This is a genomic window from Micromonospora sp. DT15 (assembly GCF_049841475.1).
GTDB lineage: Bacteria > Actinomycetota > Actinomycetes > Mycobacteriales > Micromonosporaceae > Micromonospora.
Map to the genome: position 1 here is coordinate 70,829 of NZ_JBNCKJ010000001.1, position 21,584 is coordinate 92,412.

Below are 21,584 nucleotides of genomic sequence, written 5' to 3' on the forward strand. Positions count from 1 at the left end.
ACGGATGGTGACGCAATCAGCTGCGTCCGCCGTCACCACCCGCGAAGACCACCCGCAGGAGCCGGTCGTCGTCGCCCGCCGGGTCGCCCCGGCCGTCGTGGTTGGAGGTGCTCACCCAGAGCGACCCGTCCGGTGCCGCGGCCACCGCACGCAGCCGACCGTAGCGGTTGGTGAGCAGCTCACTGGGCTTTCCGAGCAGGGTGCCGGTGTCGGTCAGCTCCATCACCCAGAGGCGCTTGCCGCGCAGACAGCCGGTGACCAGCAGCCGGTCCGTGGCGGCCAGACCGGAGCAGGACGCGTCCGACGTCGCCCACTGCACGATCGGGTCGGTGAACCGCTTGTCGCCGGCCTGGCCCTCGACCTCCGGCCAGCCGTAGTTGCCGCCCTTGGTGATCTGGTTGATCTCGTCCCAGGTGTTCTGGCCGAACTCGACGGCGTACATCCGCTTCGCGGCGTCCCAGGCGAAACCCTGGACGTTGCGGTGCCCCAGGGACCAGACCGGGGAGTTGGGGTACGGGTTGCCGGCGGCGGGCTTGCCGTCCGGGGTGATTCGCAGGATCTTGCCGCCGAGGCTCTTCACGTCCTGCGAGAGGGGGCGCTGGCCGGCGTCACCGGTGCTGACGTAGAGCTGCTTGTCCGGGCCGAAGCCGAGCCCTCCGCCGTTGTGCACATTGGCTTTGGGGATGCCGGTGAGGATCGGGGTGGGCTGCCCGCCGAGTTGCAGTCGGGCGACCCGGTTGTCCCGTTCGGCGGTGTAGTAGACGAACACCGTCCGGTCCCGGGCGTAGTCGGGGGAGACGGCGATGCCGAGCAGGCCACCCTCGCCCGCCGCCGCCACGTCGGGGATCGTCTGCACCGGGCGGACCCGCAGCCCGTCCGGCCCGGACTCGGGCCCGACCTGGAGGATCCGGCCGTTGTCCCGTTCGGTGACCAGCGCGCCGCCGTCCGGCAGGAAGGCGATCGCCCACGGCACCCGCAGCCCCTTGGCGAGCACAGTCGCCACCGCCTGCTGGCCGGCGCCACCGGGGCCCGCCGACGCGGACGGGGTGGGCAGGTTGGGCGGTTCGCCGGCCGGGTCGGGCTCCGGCTCACCGAAACTGCAACCGGCGGTGAACAGCAGCGCCGCGCAGGACGCCGCGAGGGCCGCCCGGAGGCGGCGGATGCGAGGGTACGGGGGACGGGCGCTCACCCGGCCCAGGGTAGCCCGCCGCGCGACCCGGCCGGGCCCGTCGAGATGCAACGGATGCCGATGGACCCGCCCGATGAGCCCCGGTGGGCCACTCACCGAGCCCGCAGGGCCAGCAGCGCGGTGTCGTCCTCACGGTGCTGGATCGAGGCGAGCAGCAGGTCGCACAGGTCGTCGAGGGGCAGCTTGTCGGTGTCGGACAGCCGGCCCGCCAACTCGGCCAACCCCTCGTCGATCGAGCGGTCCCGCCGTTCGATCAGCCCGTCGGTGTAGAGCAGCAGGGTGTCGCCGGTGGCCAGGCTGCTGCTGTGGCTGCTCCGCGGCGACGGACGGGCCAGGCCGAGCAGCGGCTCCGGTGTGCCCTGGAGGACCTCGACCGCCCCGCCGAAGCGGACCACCAGGGCCGGCGGGTGCCCCGCGTTGGACCAGGTCATCTCGTGCACGCCGGCGCGCTGCGGACAGATCCGCAACAGAGTCGCGGTGGCGGCGATCGGCAGCCGCAGGCCACGGATGGCGCCGTCCAGGTTGCTCATCAGCACTCCGACCGCGTCCGGCCGGCCGAAGGCGTCGCCCCGCACCAGGTTGCGCAGCTGGCCCATCGTCGCTGCCGCCTCGATGTCGTGCCCGGCCACGTCCCCGATCGCCGCGATCACGTCGCCGTCGGGCTGCACGAAGGTGTCGTACCAGTCACCGCCCACCTCCACCCGGTCGGCCGCCGGCTGGTAGCGGGCCGCCAGCTCCAGCTCCGCCACCACCGGCAGCCGGGGCAGCATGCTGTGTTGCAGGACCTCGGCGACGTGCCGCTGCTCGCCGTACATCGAACTGTTGCCGACGGCCTGGCCGGCCCGGCGGCCGATGTCGACTGCGGTGAGCAGGTCGCGGTCGTCGAACGGCTGACGCTGGCCGCCGTTGACGAGCGTGATCGCCCCCAGCACCGTGCCGCCGGCGGCCCGCACCGGCACGCTCAGGTAGGAGGCGATGCCCAGGCGCTGCGCGATCAGTGTCATCTCCGGGTTCGTGGTGCCCCTCGTGACGTCGGCCGGGGACGCCACGCTGCCGAGCCGGGGCTGGCCGGTCCGGAGCACCGCCCGGATGACCGACTCGGGGCTCAGCCCGCTGCCCAGCAGCTCGCCGAACCGGTCGATGTCCGCGGTGCGGGCCGGGTCCCGGTGCACCGAGACCACCTCGCGGGGCAGGCCGGTCGGCCCGATCAGGGTGAGCAGGCACCAGTCGGCGAGCAGTGGCACCATGGCGGCGGCGAGCCGGCGCAGCGCGACGCCTACGTCCAGGGTGCCGGCCAACGTCTCGCTCACCCCGGCCAGCAGCTCCAGCCGCTCGTTCGCCTGCACGGCCCGCCGCTGCGCCTCCTGTGCGCCGTCGAGCGCGATCCGCAGCCGCAGCTCCGACGAGCAGGCGGCGGCAAGGTCGGCCAGGGTCCGCAGCTGCGCTGCCGTCCAGGCGCGGGGCTTGCTGTCGATGGCACAGAGCGAGCCGAGCACCCGGCCGGAGAGGTCGGTCAGCGGCATTCCCGCGTACGCGACCACGCCGAGGTCGTCGATGGCCAGGTTGTCCCGGACGCGGGGGTAGAGCCGGGCGTCCGGCAGCACCATGGGGGCCTCGATGTCCACCACGTGCTGGCAGAACGAGTGGCTCAACGGAGTCTGCCGCCGCTGCGACCAGGGGTCGGGCAACCCGACAGCGCCCGGAAAGAACTGTCGGTCGGCGGAGACCAGGGAGACCAACGCGACAGGCACGTCCAACAGGTCGCTGACCAGCCGGGCGAACCTGTCGAACGCCTCGTCCGGGGTGGCGTCGAGCCCGGTGTCGGCGAGCGCGCGCAACCGTTCCGGATCGCCGAGCGCCGCGGGTGGGGCGATCGAACGCCGGTTGGTGGCGGGGGAGCCGTCGGTCATCCTGCACCTGTCTGCCGGGCGGAGGCGGGCCGGCCCTCCGACCCTTCGTTATACCTCGCACGGGCTCGTGCCGAACGTCGGTGTGCTGAGTCTCGCCCGTCCCGGCCTCGTGCGCCACAGTCCGCCATACCCGTTCGCCGCCGTGCCCGAACCAGCCGCCGCGTCGGGGACTATCGTCGGCGGACGTGAAGGTATGGATTCCGCACCAGGCCGGCCTGAACCTCCTGGGCGAGCTGCCCGCGAACGTGACGGTGGAGGTCTTCGAGCACACCGACCGGATGCCGTCCGAGCCGGCCGACGTCCGCTTCTGGGTGCCGCCGTTCCTGGGTGGCTCGGACGGGACGGCGGTGCTGCGGGAGCTGCCCGACCTGGCGGTGGTGCAGTTGCTCTCCGCCGGGGCGGACGCCTGGGCCGGCCGGACACCGCCTGCGGTGACGCTCTGCGATGCCCGCGGTGTGCACGACCCGTCCACCGCCGAGTGGGTCGTCACCGCGATCCTCACCCAGCTGCGGGCGTTCCCGGCGTTCGTCCGGGCACAGGCCGAGCGGCGCTGGACGTTCGCGGAGAACACCCCGACCGACGAGCTGGCCGGCAAGCGGGTGCTCATCGTCGGGGCTGGCTCGATCGGCGCGGCAGTGCGCGACCGGCTCGCCCCGTTCGACGTGAGCTTCACCCTTGTCGCCAGGACGGCCCGCCCGGAGCAGGGGGTGCACGCCGTCGAGGAGCTGCCCCGGCTGCTGCCCGACGCGGACGTGGTGGTGGTGATCGTGCCGCTCACCGACCAGACCCGTGGACTGATCGACGAGAAGTTCCTGGCCGCGATGCCCGACGGGGCGCTGCTGGTCAACGCCGCCCGGGGCCCGGTGGCGCACACCGAGGCGCTCGTCGCCGAGTTGGGGACCGGTCGGATCTCGGCGGCGTTGGACGTCACCGACCCGGAGCCGCTGCCCGCCGACTCGCCGCTCTGGGTGATGCCGAACGTGCTTCTCACCCCGCACGTCGGCGGGTCGGTGCACGGGTTGTTGCCACGGGCCTACCGACTGGTGGGCGATCAGATCCGCCGGTTCGCCGCCGGGCAACCGCTGATCAACACGGTGGTCGACGGCTACTGACCGGGGGTTTCCGCCGCAGCGTCCGGCAGCGACTGGCCGGTCGCCGCGACCAGTCGGGGCAGATCCGCTCCGCGGACGGCCGGCAGTGTGACCTGGTGGCCGTCGTCGAGCCGGGCCACCGCGCGCCCGCGCTGGTCGGTGGTCAGCTCGAGGATCTGGTTCCAGTCGATCCGACGCTGCCCGACCAGCGCCCGGATGCGCAGCTCCCGCGCGTCGGCGTCGGTGCCGGCCCGCCAGGCCCACACCGCGACGGCGAGCGGGACGAGCAGCACCGGCAGCAGGTAGTCCCGGGCGTTGGCCAGCGGCAGGGCGCCGACGAAGGCGATGATCGCGGCCACCAGGATGGCTTGGTTGTACCGGAAGCGGACCGTGTCGGGCTTACTCACCCTCCGATGATCCCACTCCGGGTTGTTTCGGCTCGCGGCGGGCGGTGCCGGCAGCGTGCGGTACGCCGTACAGTGACACAGGTCTTTGTCTCCCCTGAGTGACCGGCAAGTAACCAATTCGGCCGTCCATCGTTGCCAATCGTGGGTAGCGGACTCGCAACGTCCGATGTCCCGCACCGCCGCACCGCCGCACCGCCCCCGTGCCCCCTCACGAAGGCGACCGCCGTGCTCCTCGCGTACCCGTTCCGCGTTCTCGTCCCCCGCCGTGCGGCACCGGAGGCCGCCACGTCCGTGGCGGTGGCGCTGCTCCTTCTCGCCGGCTCCGTCGACCTGGTCCCGCCCTCGGTGGTGATCGCGTTGGCCGCCGGTGCCGGCGCCACGCTCGCGGGCCTGCGACTGTCCCGGCTGGCCGCCCGGCGCGGCACCGATCCGACACCGCGTGCGGCGGGGGTGCTGCTCGACGCGGCGGTGGTGGCGGCGGGCCTCACCGCCGTCGTGTTGCCGCTGGCCGGCATCGGGCACGCCGTCGCCGTGCTGATCGGGTCGCTGGTCGTGGCGGCCCTCTCGACGGCCGGTCTGCACCGGCTCCCCGGCCGATCCCGGGCGGCGGCCCCGGTCCGGTTGCGGTGGCTGGTCGAGTCGACCGGCCCGGCCGTCGGTCTGGCTCTCGCCGGCTGGTTGCTGCTGCCCCCCGACGGCCCACCGGCCCCGGTCCGGCTGGTCGCCGCTTTGGCGCTCGGCGGGTTGGGCATGGCCGCGTTGAACGCGTTCGCGGGGCCACGACGGCGCTCGGGTGCCGCGGTCTGCCGGGGTGGCGTGCTGCTCACACTGGGCGGGCTGGTGCTGCTGGCCACGTTGCCGGCCGCGCCGGCCGGTCGGGTGGCGCTGCTGGCCGTACCCCCATTGGTGTTCGGGATGTTGCTCGTCGCCGTCGGCGCTGCGGATGCGGCTGACGACACGGAGCCGGTGGAGCCGGTCGCAGCGGCCTGGCCCCGGTCGGTGCTCCCCGCGGCGGTGCTGCTGCTGGCATCGGGTCTGCACCTGAGCGCCGGCCGCGCACCGGACCAGACGAGCGTGCTGTTGGCCCTGGCGGCGGTGCCGCCCCTGGTGCTGCGCGAGCTGCTGCGCGCCGGTGACGCGTCCAGGTCCGTCCGGCGGGCCGCTCATCGGCGACCGGCCGGCCGTTCGCTGCGGCACCGCCGTGGGGTGCCGGCACGCTGGCCGGACACGCCGGAGCCGCCGCCCGAGCAGGCCCTCGGCGTCCCGGAGGGCGCAGCCACCGCCACGGGCGTCGGCTCCACCTGGTCGCCTGACCACAGTTCCGCGTGGTCGGGGCTCAACCGGCCAGCCGCGTCGGCGGGCGGCACCCCCGGTGACCGGGTCGCCCTGCTGGACGCCCTGGCCGCGATCGGTGACGTTCCGGCGCCGGCCGGTGCGCTGCTGCTCGTGGACCTGCACGGCACCGAGGGGTTCGGCCCGACGGCCCGGGAGGACGTGCTGGCCGAGGCGGTGCACCGGGCCCGTGCGGTCATCGCACCCGACGACCTGGTCACCGGTTGCACGGCAACCGGCTTCGCGGTGGTCACGGCCGCCGGCCCGGTGCTGGCGTACGCGCTGGGCACCCGACTGTTGAGCGCGCTCGACCCGCCCTACCGGCTGGCCGGTGCGATGCTGCGCGTGCAGACGAGCATCGGGTTGGCCGAGGTGAGCGGCGCCGGGCCGGCGGACGTGCTTCGGCAGGCCGAGCTGGCCCGGCGACGGGCAGTGCAACTGGGCCGGGACCGGGTGGAGTGGTACGACGCGTTCCTGGAGGAACAGTTGGTGCGCCGGCTCGACCTGGAACGCGAGCTGCCCGGTGCGGTGGCGCGCGGGGAGCTGGACCTCGTCTACCAGCCGGTGGTCGACCTGGCTGACGGGCAGCCGGTGGGCGCGGAGGCGCTGCTGCGGTGGCGCAGCCCGGTGCTCGGCACTGTGCTCCCGGCCGAGTTGCTGCCGGTCGCCGAGGACCTGGACCTGGTCGGCGAGTTGGAGTGGTGGGTGCTGGACCGGGCCTGCCGGCAGTTGTCCAACTGGTCGGTGGGCGTCCGGGAGCTGTGGATGGCCGTCAACGTCACCACCCGGGAGCTGACCACTCCCGACTTCGTCCAGCGGCTCGCGGCCGTGCTGGCCGCGTACGGGGTGCCGCCGGAGCGACTGGTGGTGGAGGTGAGCGAGCCGAGGGTCGCCGGTGACCTGTCGACGGTGGTGGCTCGGCTGGCCGGGCTGCGGTCGCTGGGCGTACGCACCGCGTTGGACGACTTCCGGGCCGAGCACGCCTCGCTGGCCCAGCTTCGCCGCCTGCCGATCGACCTGCTCAAGGTGGGCCCGGAGTTGGTGGGCGCACGGCCGGACGGGCAACCGCCGTTGATCGACGTGGTGGTCAACGTGGGCGAGCGGTTGGGTGTCGAGATCGTCGCCGAGGAGTTGGAGTCGTCGACGGAGGTCGAGGGCGCGCGCCGGGGCGGTTGCCGGTACGGGCAGGGGTTCGCGCTGTCCCGGCCGGCGACTGCCGAGCGGGTCGAGGCGTACTTCGAGGAATTTCCCTCAGCGTCCCGCTGAACCGGTTCATCTCCCTCGCGGCGGTGCGGTGCTGCCACGCGGCGTGAGGTGGGGTGTCTCGTCCTGCACCCGCCCGGCCGGTTGCCCGGCGACGACGGCGAGCAGTTGCCGGGCGGCGTGCGCGCCGTACGCCGGGATGTCCCGGCCCAGCGCGGTCAGCGGCGGGTGCACCAGCCGACACAGCGGCGAGTCGTCCCAGGCCACGATGGACAGGTCGCCGGGCACGGTAAGGCCCATCTCCTGAGCGACGGAGAGGCCGGCGATGGCCATCACGTCGTTGTCGTAGACGACAGCTGTGGGCCGGCCGGCCGAACTGAGCAACCGGCGGGTGGCCCGGCCGCCCTCCTCGCCGGTGTAGTCGGACCAGACGGTGACCGCGTCGACCAGACCGAGCCGCTGGCAGACCGCCGCGAAGGCGTCGGTGCGGATCTCGGTGTGCCGCAGCTCGGGCAGACCGGCGACCCGGGCGATCCGGCGATGCCCGAGCGCGGCCAGGTACTCCACCGTCTCGGTCAGCGCGGCGGCGTCGTCGGACCAGAGACTCGCCAGCTCACCGGTGCCGCCGGGACCGCCGATCACCACCGCCGGCAGTTGCAGCTGTTCGAGTGCGGGGATGCGACGGTCGTCGGTGCGCAGGTCGCAGACGAGCACCCCGTCCACCCGTCGTTCGCCCCACCAACGCCGGTAGACCGCGATCTCGGCGTCCGGGTCGGCCACCACCTGGAGGGTCAGCGCGTACGAACGGGCGGAGAGTTCGGCCTCGACGCCACTGATCAGCGCCATGAAGAACGGCTCGACGCCGAGGGTCCGCGCCGGGCGGCACAGGGCCAGGCCGACAGCCCCGGCGGTGGCGGCCGAGAGGGCGCGGGCGGCGCTGCTGCGGCTGAAGCCGATCTCCGTGGCGATGGCGAGGATTCGCTGCCGGGTGGCCTCGGAGACGCCGGGCTGCCCGTTGAGCGCGTACGACACGGCGCCCTTGGACACCCCTGCGCGTTGGGCGACGTCGGCGATGGTCGGCCGCTTCACCGGCGTGCTCCTTCGCTCTCTGGCCGTTGACAGCCCTGATTCCGGACCGTAGCGTGGCTCAGCTTATCCGGTTCAGTTGGCATCTTTCGATGCGGGAAGGTGCGGTGACATCGTGAGTCGACAGGCACTCTACGACGGTTGGACGGTGCGGGCGGCCCCCGGAGCGCAGGTGCCCGAGGAGGTCGCCGGTCGGTCGGTGCCGGCGACAGTGCCGGGCTGCGTGCACACCGATCTGCTCGACGCCGGGCTGATCGGAGACCCGTACCTCGACGACAACGAGGTGGCGCTGGCCTGGATCGGGCGCACCGACTGGGTCTACCAGACCACATTCGTCCACCGGGCGGGCGACGAGGAGCGCGTCGACCTGGTCTGCGCCGGCCTGGACACCGTCGCCACGCTCACCGTCAACGGGGTGGAGGTCGGCCGGACCGCGAACATGCACCGCGGCTACCGGTTCGACGTGCGACCGCTGCTGCGCGACGGCAACAACGACCTGGTCGTCACGTTCGACTCCGCGTACCGCTACGCCGAGGCACAGCAGGAACGGCTCGGCGACCGACCGAACGCCTACCCGGAGCCGTTCCACTTCATCCGCAAGATGGCCTGCAACTTCGGCTGGGACTGGGGGCCGACACTGGTCACCGCCGGCATCTGGCAGGAGATCAGCCTGCACGCCTGGTCGACCGCTCGACTGGCCACCGTCCGTCCGCTGGTCACCATGGACGGTCGCGACGGCCGGGTGGAGGTGCACGTCGAGGTCGAGCGTGTCGCGGACGTCCCGCTGACCGTCCGCGCCGCCGTGGCCGGCGTCCGCGCCGAGGTGGTCGTCCCGGCCGGGCAGCGCACGGCCGTGCTCACCCTCACCGTCCGCGAGCCCGCGCTGTGGTGGCCCCGGGGGTACGGCGAGCAGGCCCGCCACCCGATCGCTGTGACACTGCACGCACCGGACGGCGACACAGTGGACAGCTGGTCGCACCGGATCGGCTTCCGCTCGGTACAGCTCGACACCACCCCCGACGCGCACGGCACCCCGTTCGCGTTGTCGGTCAACGACGTCCCGGTCTTCGTCCGCGGGGTCAACTGGATCCCGGACGACGCGTTCCCCACCCGGATCACCCGGGCCCGGCTGGCCGAGCGCTTCGACCAGGCGGTCGCGGCCAACGTCAACCTGTTGCGGGTCTGGGGCGGCGGCCGGTACGAGTCGGCGGACTTCTACGACCTTGCCGACGAGCGCGGCCTGCTCGTCCAGCAGGACTTCCTCTTCGCCTGCGCCGCGTACCCGGAGGAGGAGCCGTTCGGCACCGAGGTCGCCGCCGAGGCCGCCGAGCAGGTGACCCGCCTCGCGCCGTACCCGTCGCTGGTGCTCTGGACCGGCAACAACGAGAACATCTGGGGTTGGCACGACTGGGACTGGCAGCAGGCCCTCGCCGGGCGCACCTGGGGGCGCGGCTACTACCTCGACGTGCTGCCCCGGATCGTCGGCGAGCTGGACCCGACCCGGCCGTACTGGCCAGGCAGCCCCTGGTCGGGCAGCGAGGCGCTCCACCCCAACGACCCCGCGCACGGCACCACCCACATCTGGGACGTGTGGAACACCGACGACTACACCAGATACCGGGAGTACGTCCCGCGCTTCGTCGCCGAATTCGGCTATCAGGCCCCACCGGCGTACGCGACGCTGCGCCGCGCGTTGAGCGACGAACCCCTGGCCCACGACTCACCGGGCATGGCGCACCACCAGAAGGCGGCCGGCGGTGACGCCAAGCTCCAACGGGGCCTCGACGCGCACCTGCCCACCCCGGCGGACTTCGACGACTGGCACTACCTGACACAGCTCAACCAGGCCCGGGCGATCCAGCTCGGGGTGGAGCACTTCCGCTCCCACCGGGACGTCTGCGCCGGCACCATCGTCTGGCAGCTCAACGACTGCTGGCCGGTGACCTCCTGGTCGGCGGTCGACGGCGACGGCCGCCGCAAACCCCTGTGGTACGCGCTGCGCCACGCGTACGCCGACCGGCTGCTCACCGTGCAACCCCGCGACGGCGGCCTGGCCCTGGTGGCGGTCAACGAGACCGCCGAGGCGTGGGCCGCACCGGCTGCGGTCACCCGGTTCACGCTCACCGGGGAGCCGAGGGCGAAGACCTCGGTCGACCTCGACGTCCCGGCGTACTCCTCGGTGGTGCTGCCGTTGCCGGCGGACCTGGCACGGCCGGAGGATGCCCGGCGCGAGTTGCTGGTCGCGGAGTCCGGTGGCACCGCGGAGCGCGCCCTGTGGTTCTTCGCCGAGGACCGGGAGGTGGACTGGCCGGCGGCGGCCTGGGACGCGACGGTCGAGCCGGTCGACGGTGGGCAGCGGGTCCGGGTCACGGCCCGCACCGTGCTGCGCGACCTGACGCTGTTCGCGGACCGCCTCGACGGCTCCGCCACGGTGGACACGGCCCTGGTCACGCTGCTGCCCGGCGAGTCGACGACGTTCACCGTGCACGTGGATCGGTCGCTGGACCCCGCCGCACTGACCGCACGCCCGGTGCTGCGCTGCGTCAACGACATCGCGTCGAGTCAGCTCACGGTCCCATGATCAGGCTCGAACGATGAAGTAGTGGGCTCCCACGGCTGCGGAGGCCGCTGCTTCCTGATGTCGGGTTGCGTGGCCGCTGGGTGTCACTGGTGCTGGGTGCCTGAGGTGTCCGGGAAGTAAGGGCTCGTCGATTGTCCTTTGCTCTGCACCCGCGGATGCGACGGCTACGGTCTGCGACTGGTGCTTATCGGGGTGCAGAGCAAAGGGGGCGGGGGTGGCCTGTGCCCCCTCACCACTCGAAGGGGTCCTCGAACTGCTCCAGGATGGCCCGAAGCCGGTCCGCGACCTGCGCGCCACGAGCGGACATCGATGAGCCTCGCCATCCTGGTGGCCCGAGAGCGGCTCCTCGGGCTGCTGCCCGGCCGGGCCGACTGGGTGGCGGTGCACCGCTCGCCGCGCCGGGACCTGCTGGCGGGGCTCACCGTGGCGGGTGCGGGCAGAGCAGCCGCCCCGCTACGGCAGTATCTACCGCGATCATGATTGCCGCTCGCCAGTGCGGCTCACAGACGAGGCGAAGACAGACGTCGAGCCCAGGAAGTAATCGGGGAGCCAATGATCACCGACCATGTCCGGGACGCGGCGGCGACGGCGTTCGTTTTCGGCTTCTTCGCCACCAGCTGGTTCGGTTGGGCGCAGGAGGCGCCCCCGAAGCCGTGGCGGCCGGTGCTCATCGCCGGTTCGGTTCTTTCCCTGCTCACGGCTGCCGCCGGGGCCTTGCTCGCCTGGCGTCACTGGTCGGGCGGTACGGCGTTCGACGCCGACACCAGCCCCACCTTCGGCATCGTCGTCGGCATCGAGTTCGGCGTCGCCGCGGTCGGTGCGGGGGTGCTCGCTCTGCTGCGGCGCAATGAGCTGGCCGCCCCCTGGGTCGCCCTCGTTGTGGGCGTGCACCTCTTCCCGGTTGCGGTGCTGATCGACTACCCGTTGATCTACTTGGTCGCCGCACTCGTCACCGTGGTGGCCCTCGCGGCGGTGCCGGTGGCCCGGGCCCGCGTCGTGGCGGTGAGCGCGGTGGTCGGGCTCGGCACCGGTGGTGTGCTCCTGGTCGCCGCGGTGTCCTCGCTACTCATCGCCCTGTTGGGCTACTGAGGCCGGTCGCCGTCACACCGGGGTGACATCGCCGGCGCTGGCCCGTCGGTTGACACCCGTGACCGGCGGGCCTGAAGGTCTTCCTCCAGGCCCGCCGCTGGTCAGGACGTGTTGTCGGTCAGGCGCTGGCGGCGGCGAGCACCTGGCCGACCAGGGTGCCCGAGGTGCCCGAACGCTCGTACTCGGGCCGGTTCAGGCTGCCACCCATCAGCGGCGCCGGGTTGCGGTGCACGGCCGGGCTGTCCGAGCTGACCAGGGCCGCGAAGTGGTACTCGTCGGCGCCGGTCGCCTCGACGATCCGGGCGATGTTGCGCGGCGTGATGCCACCGCCCGGCATGACGACGATCCGGCCGGCGGCCCGGCGCACCAGGTCGGCGATGAGCGGAGCACCCTCCAGCACGCTGACCTCCTGACCCGAGGTGAGCACCCGGTGCACGCCCAGCTCGATCAGCTGCTCCAGCGCCGCCTGCGGGTCACGGGTCATGTCGAACGCCCGGTGGAAGGTGATGCTGGCGTCGCCCGCGGCGGCGATCAGCCGGCGGGTGGTCGGCACGTCGACGTCACCCTCGGCGGTCAACGCGCCGATCACGATGCCGTGCGCGCCGGCCGCCACGGCGGCCCGGACGTCCCGCTCCATGGCCTCGATCTCGAACGGCGAGTAGATGAAGTCGCCGGCCCGGGGACGGACGATCACGTGTACCCGAATCCGGCTGACCGCGCGCATTGTCGTCTCGATGGTGCCCAGGCTGGGGGTCAGCCCGCCGTCGAAGAGCGCGGAGCACAACTCCACCCGGTCGGCGCCGGCCTCCTCGGCGGCGACCGCTCCCTCGACGCTGTCGATGCAGATCTCGAATGTGTTCATGATTCTTCCTTTTCCGTGCGAGGCGATGCCGCTTCGGTCCGAGACGATGCTGTGGCCCAGTCGATGACGGCCGTGACGGCACCAACGGGTACGCCGCCGCCGAGCACCGGCACCTGGCGCAGCGCGTCGGCTCCACCCACCGGTACGCCCACGGCGTCGAGGGCGGCGAGGGCGATTGCGGTGGTGGCTCGGGGCGAACCGTCGATCGCCTTCACCGCCACCGCGTGACCATCCGGTGCGGCCACCGCGAGCACGCCTTCGGCCCCACCCTTGGCGAGGACGCCGGGCAGCGCCCGCATCAGGTCGGTGTTCGGGTGCCCGTTCCAGCCGCCGACGTACTCCGGGTGTTGGCGCATGGCCTGCGCGACCAGCGCCTCGTCGCTGCCGGCGGGCGCGGTGACCAACGCCTGGAAGGTGCGGGCCAGGCCGGTCAGCGACAGGCCGAACAGCGGTGCACCGCAGCCGTCGACCGCGTGGTGCGCGACCGGCGTGCCGGCCAGCCGGGCGACGGCGGCGGCGGTTTCCCGCTGGAGCGGGTGGTCGGGGTCGAGATAGTCGTGGGTGCTCCAGGACCTGGCGACGCAGGCGACGAGCATCGCGGCGTGCTTGCCGGAGCAGTTCATCCGGATCCGGTCGCGCTGTCCGCCGGCGCGGATCAGCCATTCCCGGGTCGGTTCGTCCTCCGGCCAGTCCACCGGGCAGCCGAGCGCGTCCTCGGTCAGGCCGGCCCCGGCCAGCATCGTCCGAACCACCTCGACGTGCCGGTCGTCGCCGGTGTGACTGCCGGCGGCGACGGCCAGCGCCGGGCCGGTCAGCTCGTCGCCGGCAGCGATCCGGCAGGCCAGTGCCTGCACCGGCTTGAGGGTGGAGCGGGGCAGCACCGGCTCGTCGGGTACGCCGGCGGCGAGGGCGACAGCCCCGTCCGGGGAGAGCACCACGACGCTGCCGTAGTGCCGGCTCTCGACGAAGCCGTTACGCACGACCCGGGCCAGTTCGGCGTAGCGGAAGATGCTCACCGGGGGGTGTTCCCTTCGAGGAGTGGCGGGGGCAACTCGGCGGTCCGCCGGCCGCGCCGTCCGCCGAAGCGGCCGTTACGGGCCTGGAGTACGCGGGCGAACTTCGACAGCGAGGCGTTGACCACCAGGTAGATCAGCGCCACCACCAGGAACGTCTGAATCAGCAGGTGGGTGTACGAGGAGAGCACCTGGCCGCTGTAGAGCAGCTCGGTGTAGCTGACCACGAAGCCGAGCGAGGTGTCCTTGAGCAGCCCGACCAGCTGGCTGACCAGGGACGGGGCAAGTTGGAGCAGCGCCTGCGGCAGGACCACCAGCGCCATCACCTGCCCGCGGCGCAGCCCGACCGCGAGCCCGGCCTCGGTCTGCCCCCGGTCCAGCGCCAGGATGCCGGACCGGAAGATCTCCGCGAACGCCGCCGAGTTGGAGACCACCAGCGGCACCACGAGCTTCCAGAACAGCGGGAAGTTCAGCCCGTACTGCGGCAGCGCGAACAGCGTCACGTAGATCAGCAGCAGGGTGGGGACGGTCCGGAAGATCTCCACGTACGCGCCGGCCAGCCAGCGCAGCGGTCGATGTGTCGACAGCCGGCCGAGCGCCAGCAACAGCCCGAGCGCGGCGCTCAGCACGGCGGTCGCGGCGGCGGCGCGCAGCGTGGCCCACAGGCCGTTGAGCAGGTACCGCCAGATGGGCCAGGTGGTGAACGGCTCCCACCGGGCGGCGGCCAACTCGCCGTGGCTGGCGAACTGGTAGACCGCCGCGACCAGGGCACCGGCCAGGACGACGGCGCCCAGCACTGTGGCGATCCGGATCCGCCGTTGGGCGCGCGGGCCGGGTTCGTCGAAGAGGATCTGTTGCGTCTTGTTCATCGGACGATCGCCAGCCTTCGTTCGAGCAGGCCGGTGACCTGACCGATGATCAGCGCCAGCAGCATGTAGGCGAGGCCGGCGCCGGTGAAGACGGCGATCGGTTGAGCCTCGACCAGGTTCACGGTGTTGGCCGCCTGGGTCAGCTCGACCACGCCGACGGCGGCGGCCAGCGAGGTGTTCATCAGCAGCGCGATGCAGATGTTGCCGATCGGCTGGATCACCGCCCGGAGTCCCTGCGGCAGGATCACGTGCCGCAGGGACTGGCCGAAGGTGAGCCCGATGGCTCGGGCCGCCTCAGCCTGGCCCACACCGACCGTGTTGATCCCGGCTCGGATCGCCTCGGCCAGATACGCCCCCTCGTACACCGCGATGACGATCGCGGCGGACGTGAACAGCGGGAACGTGATGCCGATCGTCGGCAACGCGAACACGAAGAGCACCAGTAGCGCCAGCAGCGGCAGGTTCTGGAACACCTCCACGTACGCGGTGCCGATGGCGCGCAGCAGCGGGACGGGGGCGATCCGCAGAGTGGCCACGACGATGCCCAGCAGCATCGCGCCGACGGTGGTCACGACGGTCAGTTCGACCGTCGTGACCAGGCCGTGGCCAAGCTCGCTCAGGTGGGCGGTGAGGGCTTCCATCGGTACGAGAGGCTGCTCAGGAGCCGTCGGCGGAACCGAGGGCGGGCGGGGTGGGCGCCCCACCCTCCACCACCGAGCCGAGGGTGCCTTCCCAGACCTTCGCCCACGTGCCGTCGGCCTGGATCTTCTTCAGCCAGTTGTTGACGAACTCCTTGAACTGCGCGTCCTCCTTGTTGAGGCCGATGCCGTAGGCCTCGGTGGTGAACGGTTCGCCCACCACCTTCATCCCCGGGTTCGCCTTGGCGCCCGAGGCGAGCAGCGTGAAGTCCTGCACGTACGCGTCGCCGCGCTTCTGCAGCAGTGCCTGCAACGCCTGCGGGTCGGTGCCGAAGGCGATCTGCTTCGAGCCGGGCGCGGCGGTGGGCAGCGCGGTGACGGCGGGGGTGTTCGCCCCGACGATCACGGTCTTGCCGGCGAGGTCCTTGACGCTCTTGATCGAGGTGTCGTCCTTGCGGACCCCGACCGCGAGGCCGGAGGTGAGGTACGGCCCGGCGAAGGCGACCTGGGTGGCCCGCTGCGGGGTGATCGTGTACGTCTGGAAGACCGCGTCCACCGACTTGGCCTGGAGCATGGCCTCCCGGGTCTGGGTGCCGATGGTCGTCGTCTTCACCTCGGGCTTGCCGATGATGTACTTCGCCAGCAACTTCGCCATGTCGGCGTCGAAGCCCTCGATGGTGCCGCTGACCGGGTTCTGCTGGGCGAGCAGCGGCGCGTCCAGGGATCCGCCGATGTTCAGGTAGCCGCGCTTGCGGATCGCCTCCATCGTCGAACCGGCCGGGATGTCCGCGTCGGTGGCGACCGGAGCCGCGTCGTACACCGACTGGGCGACCACGCCGTCGCCGCCCAGACCGGGGTTGCCGGGCAGCGTCGGAGCGCTGCCGCCACTGTCGCCGCCGCAGCCGGCGGCGGCGAGGGCCACCGCCACCGCGGTGGCGGTGAGGGCGAGCGACCGCCGCCCGGTGAAGCTCATCTTGAGGATTGACATGACACCCTCCCGTTGGGGGCTAGTGCTGGAGGATCTTGGATAGGAAGTCGCGGGCCCGCTCGGTGCGCGGAGCTGCGAAGAAGTCGTCGGGTTCGCCGGATTCGACGATCCGGCCGTCGTCCATGAAGACCACCCGGTCGGCGGCGCGACGGGCGAAGCCCATCTCGTGGGTCACCACGATCATGGTCATCCCCTCGGCGGCGAGGGAGACCATCACGTCGAGCACCTCGTTGACCATTTCCGGGTCGAGGGCCGAGGTCGGCTCGTCGAAGAGCAGCACCTTCGGTTGCATCGCCAGGGCTCGGGCGATCGCGGCCCGCTGCTGCTGCCCGCCGGAGAGTTGGGCCGGGTGGTGGTCTGCCTTGTCGGCGATGCCGACGCGCTCCAGCAGGGCCAATGCCTGCTGCCGCGCCTCGGGTCGAGGGATCCGGCGGACCCGGGTCGGGCCGAGGGTGACGTTGTCCAGCACCGTCTTGTGGCCGAAGAGGTTGAACGACTGGAAGACCATGCCGACGTCGGCGCGCAGCCGGGCCAGCGCGCGGCCCTCGGCGGGCAGCGGCTCACCGTCGATCTCGACGCTGCCCTGCCCGACGGTCTCCAACCGGTTGAGGCAGCGGCACAGTGTCGACTTGCCGGAGCCGGAGGGCCCCACCACGACGACCACCTCGCCGGCGGCCACCGTGAGGTCGATGTCCTTGAGCACGTGCAGCGGACCGAACCACTTGTTCAGGCCGCGTACCGACACCATCGGTCGGTCCGCACCCGTCGTCTCCGGTGCCACCAGGCGGCCTCACTTCCTTCGACTACAAAACTAAGTCAGCTTCATATCGAACCAACAGCGCCATCTAAAGGTAGCTAGCAAACTAAGTCAACCGGTTGCTTGAACAAACTGCGGGTGCTAAGAAGCTGACGTGACGATTGACGACGCGCCACGCGATGCCCTCCGGGGCGGCCCCCGGGAGCTACTGCGCTGGGTGGCCACCGGTGCGGCCGTCAGTCGGGCCGACCTGTCCCGCCTCTCCGGGCTCTCCCCGTCAACGGTTTCCCAGCGGGTCGAGGCGTTGATCAGCCAAGGGCTGCTGGAGGAGGCCGGTGCCGGGCGGTCCCGGGGTGGACGGCGGCCCCGTCAACTCGCCGTGCCCACCGGCGGCGCGGTGGTCGGCGCCATCGACCTCGGCGCCCATCACGCCCGCGTCGGAGCACTGGATCTCTCCGGGCGGGTGGTCCAGGCCCGCACCCTGCCGGTCCGCATCGAGGACGGCCCGGAGGCGGTGCTCGGCGCGCTACTCGCCGAGGTCGCCACGCTGGTCGGCGGCGATCCGGCGGCCGGCGGCGGCTCGGCGCCAGGTGCGCTCCGCGGCGTCGGCATCGGGATCCCCGGCCCGGTGCAGCACTCCACCGGGCGGATCGTCAGCCCGTCGCGGATGCCCGGCTGGAACGGCTTCGACGTCGCCGCGTTCTGCGCCGGTCGCGTCGACGTGCCGGTCGTCGTGGACAACGACGCCAACCTGATGGCACTCGGCGCGCACCGCACCGCGCATTCCGAGTTGGACCACGCCGTCTACATCAAGGCTGGCACCGGAATCGGCTCCGGTGTGATCTCCAGTGGACGGTTGCACCGGGGCGCGCAGGGGTCGGCCGGGGACATCAGCCACTGTCGGGTGGTGGCCGATCCCGCGCCGCCGTGCACCTGTGGAAACGCCGGCTGCCTGGAAGCCGTGGCCAGTGGTGCCGCGCTGGTCACCGCGCTCCGGGAGCAGGGCGTGCCGGTCTCCGACCTGACCGGTGTGATCCGGCTGATCGACGACGGTGACCGACAGGCCACCGCTCTCGCCCGGCAGGCCGGCCGCGCCGTCGGCGAGATCCTGGCCGTGGTGGTCAACTTCTTCAACCCGCAGGTGGTGGCCATCGGTGGTCGGCTCGCCGACTGTGAGCCGCTGCTGGCCAGCATGCGGGCCACCCTCTACGAGCGGTGCCTCCCGCTGGCCACCCAGACCCTGCTCATCGAACGGGTCGCCGCCGGCCAGGACGTCGGCATCACCGGTGCCGCCCACCTGGTGATCGACCACGTCGTAGCGGCCGCCTGACCTCGCTCACAGCGACCGCGTCGCTCACCTAGGGTGACTCGCATCTGTGTTTCATGCCAGATTTATCTGCTTTTGCGCATGCGGCGGCACCGATCATCCTGACATTTTCCTTACAGGCAGTCACGTAGCCTTCCGGTGTTCCTCACCCACCCGTGACTGCTCCTGGAGGTTCCGACGTGCGGATCAACGGACGGCTGCTCGCGCCGATCTCGTTGGCAGCGGTGCTGGCGACCGCCGCCTGTGGCCTGTCGGCACCGGCGTCCGGGCAGGCCGAAGTCCCACGCCCCGCCCCGAGTACGCAGAGCTCAGCTCCAAGCCCCGACGACACGCCGACCTCCAGCCCGACCCCGGACATCCCGACCGACGCGCAGGTCCCCACCAGGGCCGCCGGCACCTTCACCACCGCCACCGGCAACGGTCGCGTGATCGGCAAGGGCAAGAAGCGGGTGCGCTACAGCGTCTCGGTGGAGAAGGGCATCGCCTGGGGTGACATCCCCGCCTGGAAGCCGGCCCGGTTCGCCGCGAGCATCGAGCAGGTGTTGGCCGCACCGAACGGATGGGCCACGTCGGCGCAACACCCGGTCACCAACGCGGCGGTGAACCTGAACCGGGCGTCGTGGTCCTTCCAGCGGGTGGGCAGCTCGACTGTCGACGTCGACGTGCGGCTCGCGACACCGAGGACAGTGGACAGACTCTGCGGCGCGAGCGGCGTCGACACCGAGGGGGTCTACTCCTGCAAGTACGGCAAGACCATCATGATCAACCTGCGGCGGTGGCTTCAGGGGTCACCGGGATACCCGGTCAGCATCGACGAGTACCACGCCGGCGTGATCAATCACGAGTTCGGCCACTTCCTCGGCTTCGCCCACATGAAGTGTGGCGGTCGCGGCAAACCGGCCCCGGTCATGATGACCCAGACGATGGGCCTGGGCGGGTGCGTGCCGAACGTCAGCCCGTTCGTCGGCAACGGCAAGTTCGTCAGCGGACCGTGGGCGCGATCCTGACCTGGCCTTTGCTGTCTCAACGAAGCGCAGCGACGATGTGTCCGACGGAGGTAGACGGATTGCCATCCGGGGGCGGGTCGAGTCGACCAGCCCGCTGACAGGCGTCCTCAATTCGGTCGCGGAACTTGCCGAAGTCGAGCCTGGTCTTGTCCCAAAAGGGGTCGTGCTCCCGCAGCAGGTCGCGGGCTCGCTTGGCGTTCTCCACGAATCGGCTGCAATTGCCATAGTGGAGCAGCAGCCACACCTCGAAGCAGGGATTGGACCAGGCCAGATTGACATCGGCGTCTACAGCTTCGCGGGATGCTGGCTCGGTGGCGAAGTCATCGACGTCGCAGACCGCCCACGCTTCGTCGAAGTCGTCGCGCCGCCGGCGGCGCGCCGCACCTCGTACGACGTTGACCGGTGAGCCGCGCTCTGCCACGACGACCACCCGAGGCCGTACCCACTCCTCCTGCTTGAGGCCGTTGAAGTAGTCCCGTTCCGTGGACTCACCGTTGGTGGCGATCAGCACGGTTGTCCGCTGCTCTCGGGTCGATACGCGGCGGCGGAGGTCGGTCTCGCGGCCACGGCCGGACCGTATCGAGCCCGAGGTACGCCGGTCACCCTGCCGGGGTGTCATCCGAGCCTCCACGGGTGGCAAGGGCCTGCTCAAACAGGTCGGTGGACAGGTTGGGAACTGCGCCGTAGTTGCCGTTCAAGTAACGGCGCTGACGGTTCTCGCCTTCTTTTCGAGGCTTGAAGTCGGTCAACGGATACAGCGAGGAGGCACCCTCGTTGTCCTTCTCCACGAACCAGATCTCATCGCGGCGGAGGATCTCCTCAGCGTCGAGGGTGCCGAGCAGGGCGGCATCGTGGCTGGTGAAGATGAGTTGGCCGCCAAGTGGGTTCGCGGCCGGGCTGCGGAACAGGCTGATGAGCTTGGCGGTCAGGATCGGATGCAAGCTCGCATCGATCTCATCGATCAGCATTGTGGTGCCGGTACGTAGCATCGCTGCGGCATGCAGACCCAGGGTCAGTAGTTGCCGGGTGCCGGTCGACTGGTCCTGGAGGTCGAGCAGTGCGGTGCCGTGCGGACCCTGATGCGCGAACTGGACGCGGGGCGAGGGCCGGATAGCCGCGACGGCTTTCTTCAGCCGGTCGCTCAATCTCCTGGCTGGGAGGACGGACCAGTCCGCCTGATCATGGCCCGGATCAGGAGCGATAACGACGTCGACGATCCCCACATCGGCAGCCTGCAACAGGTCAACGACCAGGCGGCGTACCTCATCGGCATCCGATTGGCCGATACGGACGAGGGCGGACAGCCCAGAGTTGGGGTCGGTACGTTGGCCCGTCAGGTAGAACCACCGGTAGGTGTCGTGCAACGGCTGTGGGTTTGTCGGATCCGGTTGGGGACGGCTCTGGCCAAAGCGCGCGACAGTGCTGAGAAATAGGGCTGTTGGCGCGGTGATGCCAGCGATCTGCTCCAGGTCGCTGCGCCGGCCCGACTCCTCGCCCCAGTTGAAGGCGTCACCGTCTCGCTCGAATACGCGCCGCCGGCGCCCTAGTGGAAAGTGGTAGAGCCACTCCTCCACCACCCGGTCGTCGTCGATCGTGAAGCCATAGGTGTGTCTGACTCCGCCGAGCCGAAGGTCGACGACATAGCGAGATGGCTGGACGGCGACCTCCGAATCCAACCGGAACGGCTCCCGGGACAGGCCCACACCGGGCTCGACCGCCCGGTCAGACTCCACGACCAATTGCCGCATGAACGCCAGCGCGCCCAGGCAGTTCGACTTGCCCGACGCGTTGGCTCCGAAGATGCCGACGACTTGGACTGCCTGCGGAGCCGGCTCGTCGGCCTCGGCCCCGTCGCCGTAGACGGGCGTCAGATTCAGCTGATGCTCGTCGCGAAACGAACGATGGTTGGCGAAGCGAAAACTCAGCAGCATTGGCCGCGTGCCCCTAGCTCGTGGGCGGTTACAAGTACATCTCTGCGAGTAAACCACGAGAAGGCGGCTCAAAGGGCCAGCGCAGCCAGCCTTGCCGCTGGCGGCGCTTTGATCGGCGTATGCCGTCAGTGCCGAAGCCGCGCGCCTCAGGCCCGCGAGGAGAGGCTGACCGCCTCAGCGAGCATGGCATCCAGCTCGTCGTCCGCGATGTGTCGGGGGCAGCCTCGGCCAGGAGGCGGGCGTAGCGGCCGGCCTTGTTGCGGGTCACCTCGGCGTCCGCCACTACCGCGCTCAACCACTGCGC

General features: G+C 71.4%; 19 protein-coding genes. 7 read left to right on the plus strand and 12 right to left on the minus strand.

Going from position 1 to position 21,584, the window contains the following annotated elements:
• Positions 1 to 16 precede the first annotated feature (16 nt).
• Together ACLQ3F_RS00335 and ACLQ3F_RS00340 are read right to left on the minus strand one after the other, a co-directional pair.
• A complete protein-coding gene (locus ACLQ3F_RS00335; RefSeq protein WP_355005337.1) occupies positions 17 to 1,189 on the minus strand; it encodes a PQQ-dependent sugar dehydrogenase in 1,173 nt (390 codons plus the stop codon).
• A 92-nt stretch (positions 1,190 to 1,281) separates the two neighbouring features.
• Entirely contained in the window at positions 1,282 to 3,099 is a 1,818-nt protein-coding gene (locus ACLQ3F_RS00340; protein ID WP_425844985.1) for a SpoIIE family protein phosphatase, read from the minus strand.
• A gap of 185 nt (positions 3,100 to 3,284) precedes the next feature.
• On the opposite strand from ACLQ3F_RS00340, the gene ACLQ3F_RS00345 reads away from it, so the two are divergent.
• Entirely contained in the window at positions 3,285 to 4,211 is a 927-nt protein-coding gene (locus tag ACLQ3F_RS00345) for a 2-hydroxyacid dehydrogenase (RefSeq protein ID WP_425844987.1), read from the plus strand.
• On the opposite strand, the gene ACLQ3F_RS00350 is transcribed toward ACLQ3F_RS00345, so the two are convergent.
• On the minus strand, positions 4,205 to 4,597 hold the full coding sequence (locus ACLQ3F_RS00350) for a PH domain-containing protein (protein ID WP_425844989.1): 393 nt from the start codon (positions 4,595 to 4,597) through the stop codon (positions 4,205 to 4,207). The two genes, ACLQ3F_RS00345 and ACLQ3F_RS00350, sit on opposite strands and share 7 nt — an antisense overlap.
• Before the next feature lie 225 nt (positions 4,598 to 4,822).
• Between ACLQ3F_RS00350 and ACLQ3F_RS00355 the strand changes: the two genes are divergently transcribed.
• On the plus strand, positions 4,823 to 7,195 hold the full coding sequence (locus ACLQ3F_RS00355) for an EAL domain-containing protein (protein ID WP_425844991.1): 2,373 nt from the start codon (positions 4,823 to 4,825) through the stop codon (positions 7,193 to 7,195).
• 6 nt (positions 7,196 to 7,201) lie between these two features.
• Here ACLQ3F_RS00355 and ACLQ3F_RS00360 read toward each other — a convergent pair whose 3' ends face one another.
• Positions 7,202 to 8,221 carry a LacI family DNA-binding transcriptional regulator gene (locus ACLQ3F_RS00360; protein ID WP_357221587.1) on the minus strand — a complete coding sequence of 340 codons (1,020 nt, stop codon included), beginning with the start codon at positions 8,219 to 8,221 and terminating at the stop codon, positions 7,202 to 7,204.
• Between the two features lie 112 nt (positions 8,222 to 8,333).
• On the opposite strand from ACLQ3F_RS00360, the gene ACLQ3F_RS00365 reads away from it, so the two are divergent.
• The 3 genes from ACLQ3F_RS00365 to ACLQ3F_RS00375 all read left to right on the plus strand — a co-directional run bounded on the left by ACLQ3F_RS00365 (position 8,334) and on the right by ACLQ3F_RS00375 (position 11,888).
• Positions 8,334 to 10,799, plus strand: a complete 2,466-nt coding sequence (locus ACLQ3F_RS00365) for a glycoside hydrolase family 2 protein (RefSeq protein WP_425844993.1) — start codon at positions 8,334 to 8,336, stop codon at positions 10,797 to 10,799.
• 309 nt (positions 10,800 to 11,108) lie between these two features.
• On the plus strand, positions 11,109 to 11,279 hold the full coding sequence (locus ACLQ3F_RS00370; RefSeq protein WP_425844996.1) for a hypothetical protein: 171 nt from the start codon (positions 11,109 to 11,111) through the stop codon (positions 11,277 to 11,279).
• A 72-nt stretch (positions 11,280 to 11,351) separates the two neighbouring features.
• Complete coding sequence (locus ACLQ3F_RS00375; protein WP_425844998.1) at positions 11,352 to 11,888, plus strand: hypothetical protein; 537 nt, start codon at positions 11,352 to 11,354, stop codon at positions 11,886 to 11,888.
• 118 nt (positions 11,889 to 12,006) lie between these two features.
• On the opposite strand, the gene ACLQ3F_RS00380 is transcribed toward ACLQ3F_RS00375, so the two are convergent.
• From ACLQ3F_RS00380 to ACLQ3F_RS00405, 6 genes are read right to left on the minus strand one after another with little or no spacing between them, the layout of a single operon-like run.
• Complete coding sequence (locus ACLQ3F_RS00380; protein WP_425845000.1) at positions 12,007 to 12,750, minus strand: copper homeostasis protein CutC; 744 nt, start codon at positions 12,748 to 12,750, stop codon at positions 12,007 to 12,009.
• Positions 12,747 to 13,766 carry an asparaginase gene (locus tag ACLQ3F_RS00385; protein WP_425845002.1) on the minus strand — a complete coding sequence of 340 codons (1,020 nt, stop codon included), beginning with the start codon at positions 13,764 to 13,766 and terminating at the stop codon, positions 12,747 to 12,749. Before ACLQ3F_RS00385 ends, ACLQ3F_RS00380 begins: the two co-directional genes overlap by 4 nt.
• The gene (locus tag ACLQ3F_RS00390; RefSeq protein WP_124859725.1) at positions 13,763 to 14,632 is read right to left on the minus strand and encodes an amino acid ABC transporter permease; all 870 of its coding nucleotides are present in this window, start codon (positions 14,630 to 14,632) and stop codon (positions 13,763 to 13,765) included. The genes ACLQ3F_RS00385 and ACLQ3F_RS00390 overlap by 4 nt, the downstream gene beginning before the upstream one ends.
• The gene (locus ACLQ3F_RS00395; protein ID WP_112582064.1) at positions 14,629 to 15,273 is read right to left on the minus strand and encodes an amino acid ABC transporter permease; all 645 of its coding nucleotides are present in this window, start codon (positions 15,271 to 15,273) and stop codon (positions 14,629 to 14,631) included. Before ACLQ3F_RS00395 ends, ACLQ3F_RS00390 begins: the two co-directional genes overlap by 4 nt.
• A 16-nt stretch (positions 15,274 to 15,289) precedes the next feature.
• Positions 15,290 to 16,258: a glutamate ABC transporter substrate-binding protein gene (locus ACLQ3F_RS00400; protein WP_357203148.1), complete on the minus strand. Its 969-nt coding sequence runs from the start codon at positions 16,256 to 16,258 to the stop codon at positions 15,290 to 15,292.
• 19 nt (positions 16,259 to 16,277) lie between these two features.
• Positions 16,278 to 17,006 (minus strand): amino acid ABC transporter ATP-binding protein, encoded by a 729-nt coding sequence (locus ACLQ3F_RS00405; RefSeq protein WP_425845005.1) that lies wholly within the window; start codon positions 17,004 to 17,006, stop codon positions 16,278 to 16,280.
• 163 nt (positions 17,007 to 17,169) lie between these two features.
• Here ACLQ3F_RS00405 and ACLQ3F_RS00410 point away from each other — a divergent pair, with 163 nt between their 5' ends.
• Together ACLQ3F_RS00410 and ACLQ3F_RS00415 are read left to right on the plus strand one after the other, a co-directional pair.
• A complete protein-coding gene (locus tag ACLQ3F_RS00410; protein ID WP_357203146.1) occupies positions 17,170 to 18,345 on the plus strand; it encodes an ROK family transcriptional regulator in 1,176 nt (391 codons plus the stop codon).
• Between the two features lie 176 nt (positions 18,346 to 18,521).
• Complete coding sequence (locus tag ACLQ3F_RS00415; protein ID WP_425845008.1) at positions 18,522 to 19,349, plus strand: DUF3152 domain-containing protein; 828 nt, start codon at positions 18,522 to 18,524, stop codon at positions 19,347 to 19,349.
• 16 nt (positions 19,350 to 19,365) lie between these two features.
• On the opposite strand, the gene ACLQ3F_RS00420 is transcribed toward ACLQ3F_RS00415, so the two are convergent.
• The gene (locus tag ACLQ3F_RS00420; RefSeq protein WP_425845010.1) at positions 19,366 to 19,860 is read right to left on the minus strand and encodes an RloB family protein; all 495 of its coding nucleotides are present in this window, start codon (positions 19,858 to 19,860) and stop codon (positions 19,366 to 19,368) included.
• A gap of 88 nt (positions 19,861 to 19,948) precedes the next feature.
• A complete protein-coding gene (locus ACLQ3F_RS00425) occupies positions 19,949 to 21,280 on the minus strand; it encodes an AAA family ATPase (RefSeq protein ID WP_357230477.1) in 1,332 nt (443 codons plus the stop codon).
• Between the last annotated feature and the right edge of the window lie 304 nt (positions 21,281 to 21,584).

What these genes read in the sequence shown, in the direction of transcription:
- ACLQ3F_RS00390 (WP_124859725.1), bottom strand. Translation starts at nt 14,632, where the DNA reads ATGAACAAGACGCAACAGATCCTCTTCGACGAACCCGGCCCGCGCGCC.
- ACLQ3F_RS00405 (WP_425845005.1), bottom strand. Translation starts at nt 17,006, where the DNA reads ATGGTGTCGGTACGCGGCCTGAACAAGTGGTTCGGTCCGCTGCACGTG.
- ACLQ3F_RS00370 (WP_425844996.1), top strand. Translation starts at nt 11,109, where the DNA reads ATGAGCCTCGCCATCCTGGTGGCCCGAGAGCGGCTCCTCGGGCTGCTG.
- ACLQ3F_RS00375 (WP_425844998.1), top strand. Translation starts at nt 11,352, where the DNA reads ATGATCACCGACCATGTCCGGGACGCGGCGGCGACGGCGTTCGTTTTC.
- ACLQ3F_RS00400 (WP_357203148.1), bottom strand. Translation starts at nt 16,258, where the DNA reads ATGTCAATCCTCAAGATGAGCTTCACCGGGCGGCGGTCGCTCGCCCTC.
- ACLQ3F_RS00395 (WP_112582064.1), bottom strand. Translation starts at nt 15,273, where the DNA reads ATGGAAGCCCTCACCGCCCACCTGAGCGAGCTTGGCCACGGCCTGGTC.
- ACLQ3F_RS00340 (WP_425844985.1), bottom strand. Translation starts at nt 3,099, where the DNA reads ATGACCGACGGCTCCCCCGCCACCAACCGGCGTTCGATCGCCCCACCC.
- ACLQ3F_RS00380 (WP_425845000.1), bottom strand. Translation starts at nt 12,750, where the DNA reads ATGAACACATTCGAGATCTGCATCGACAGCGTCGAGGGAGCGGTCGCC.
- ACLQ3F_RS00425 (WP_357230477.1), bottom strand. Translation starts at nt 21,280, where the DNA reads ATGCTGCTGAGTTTTCGCTTCGCCAACCATCGTTCGTTTCGCGACGAG.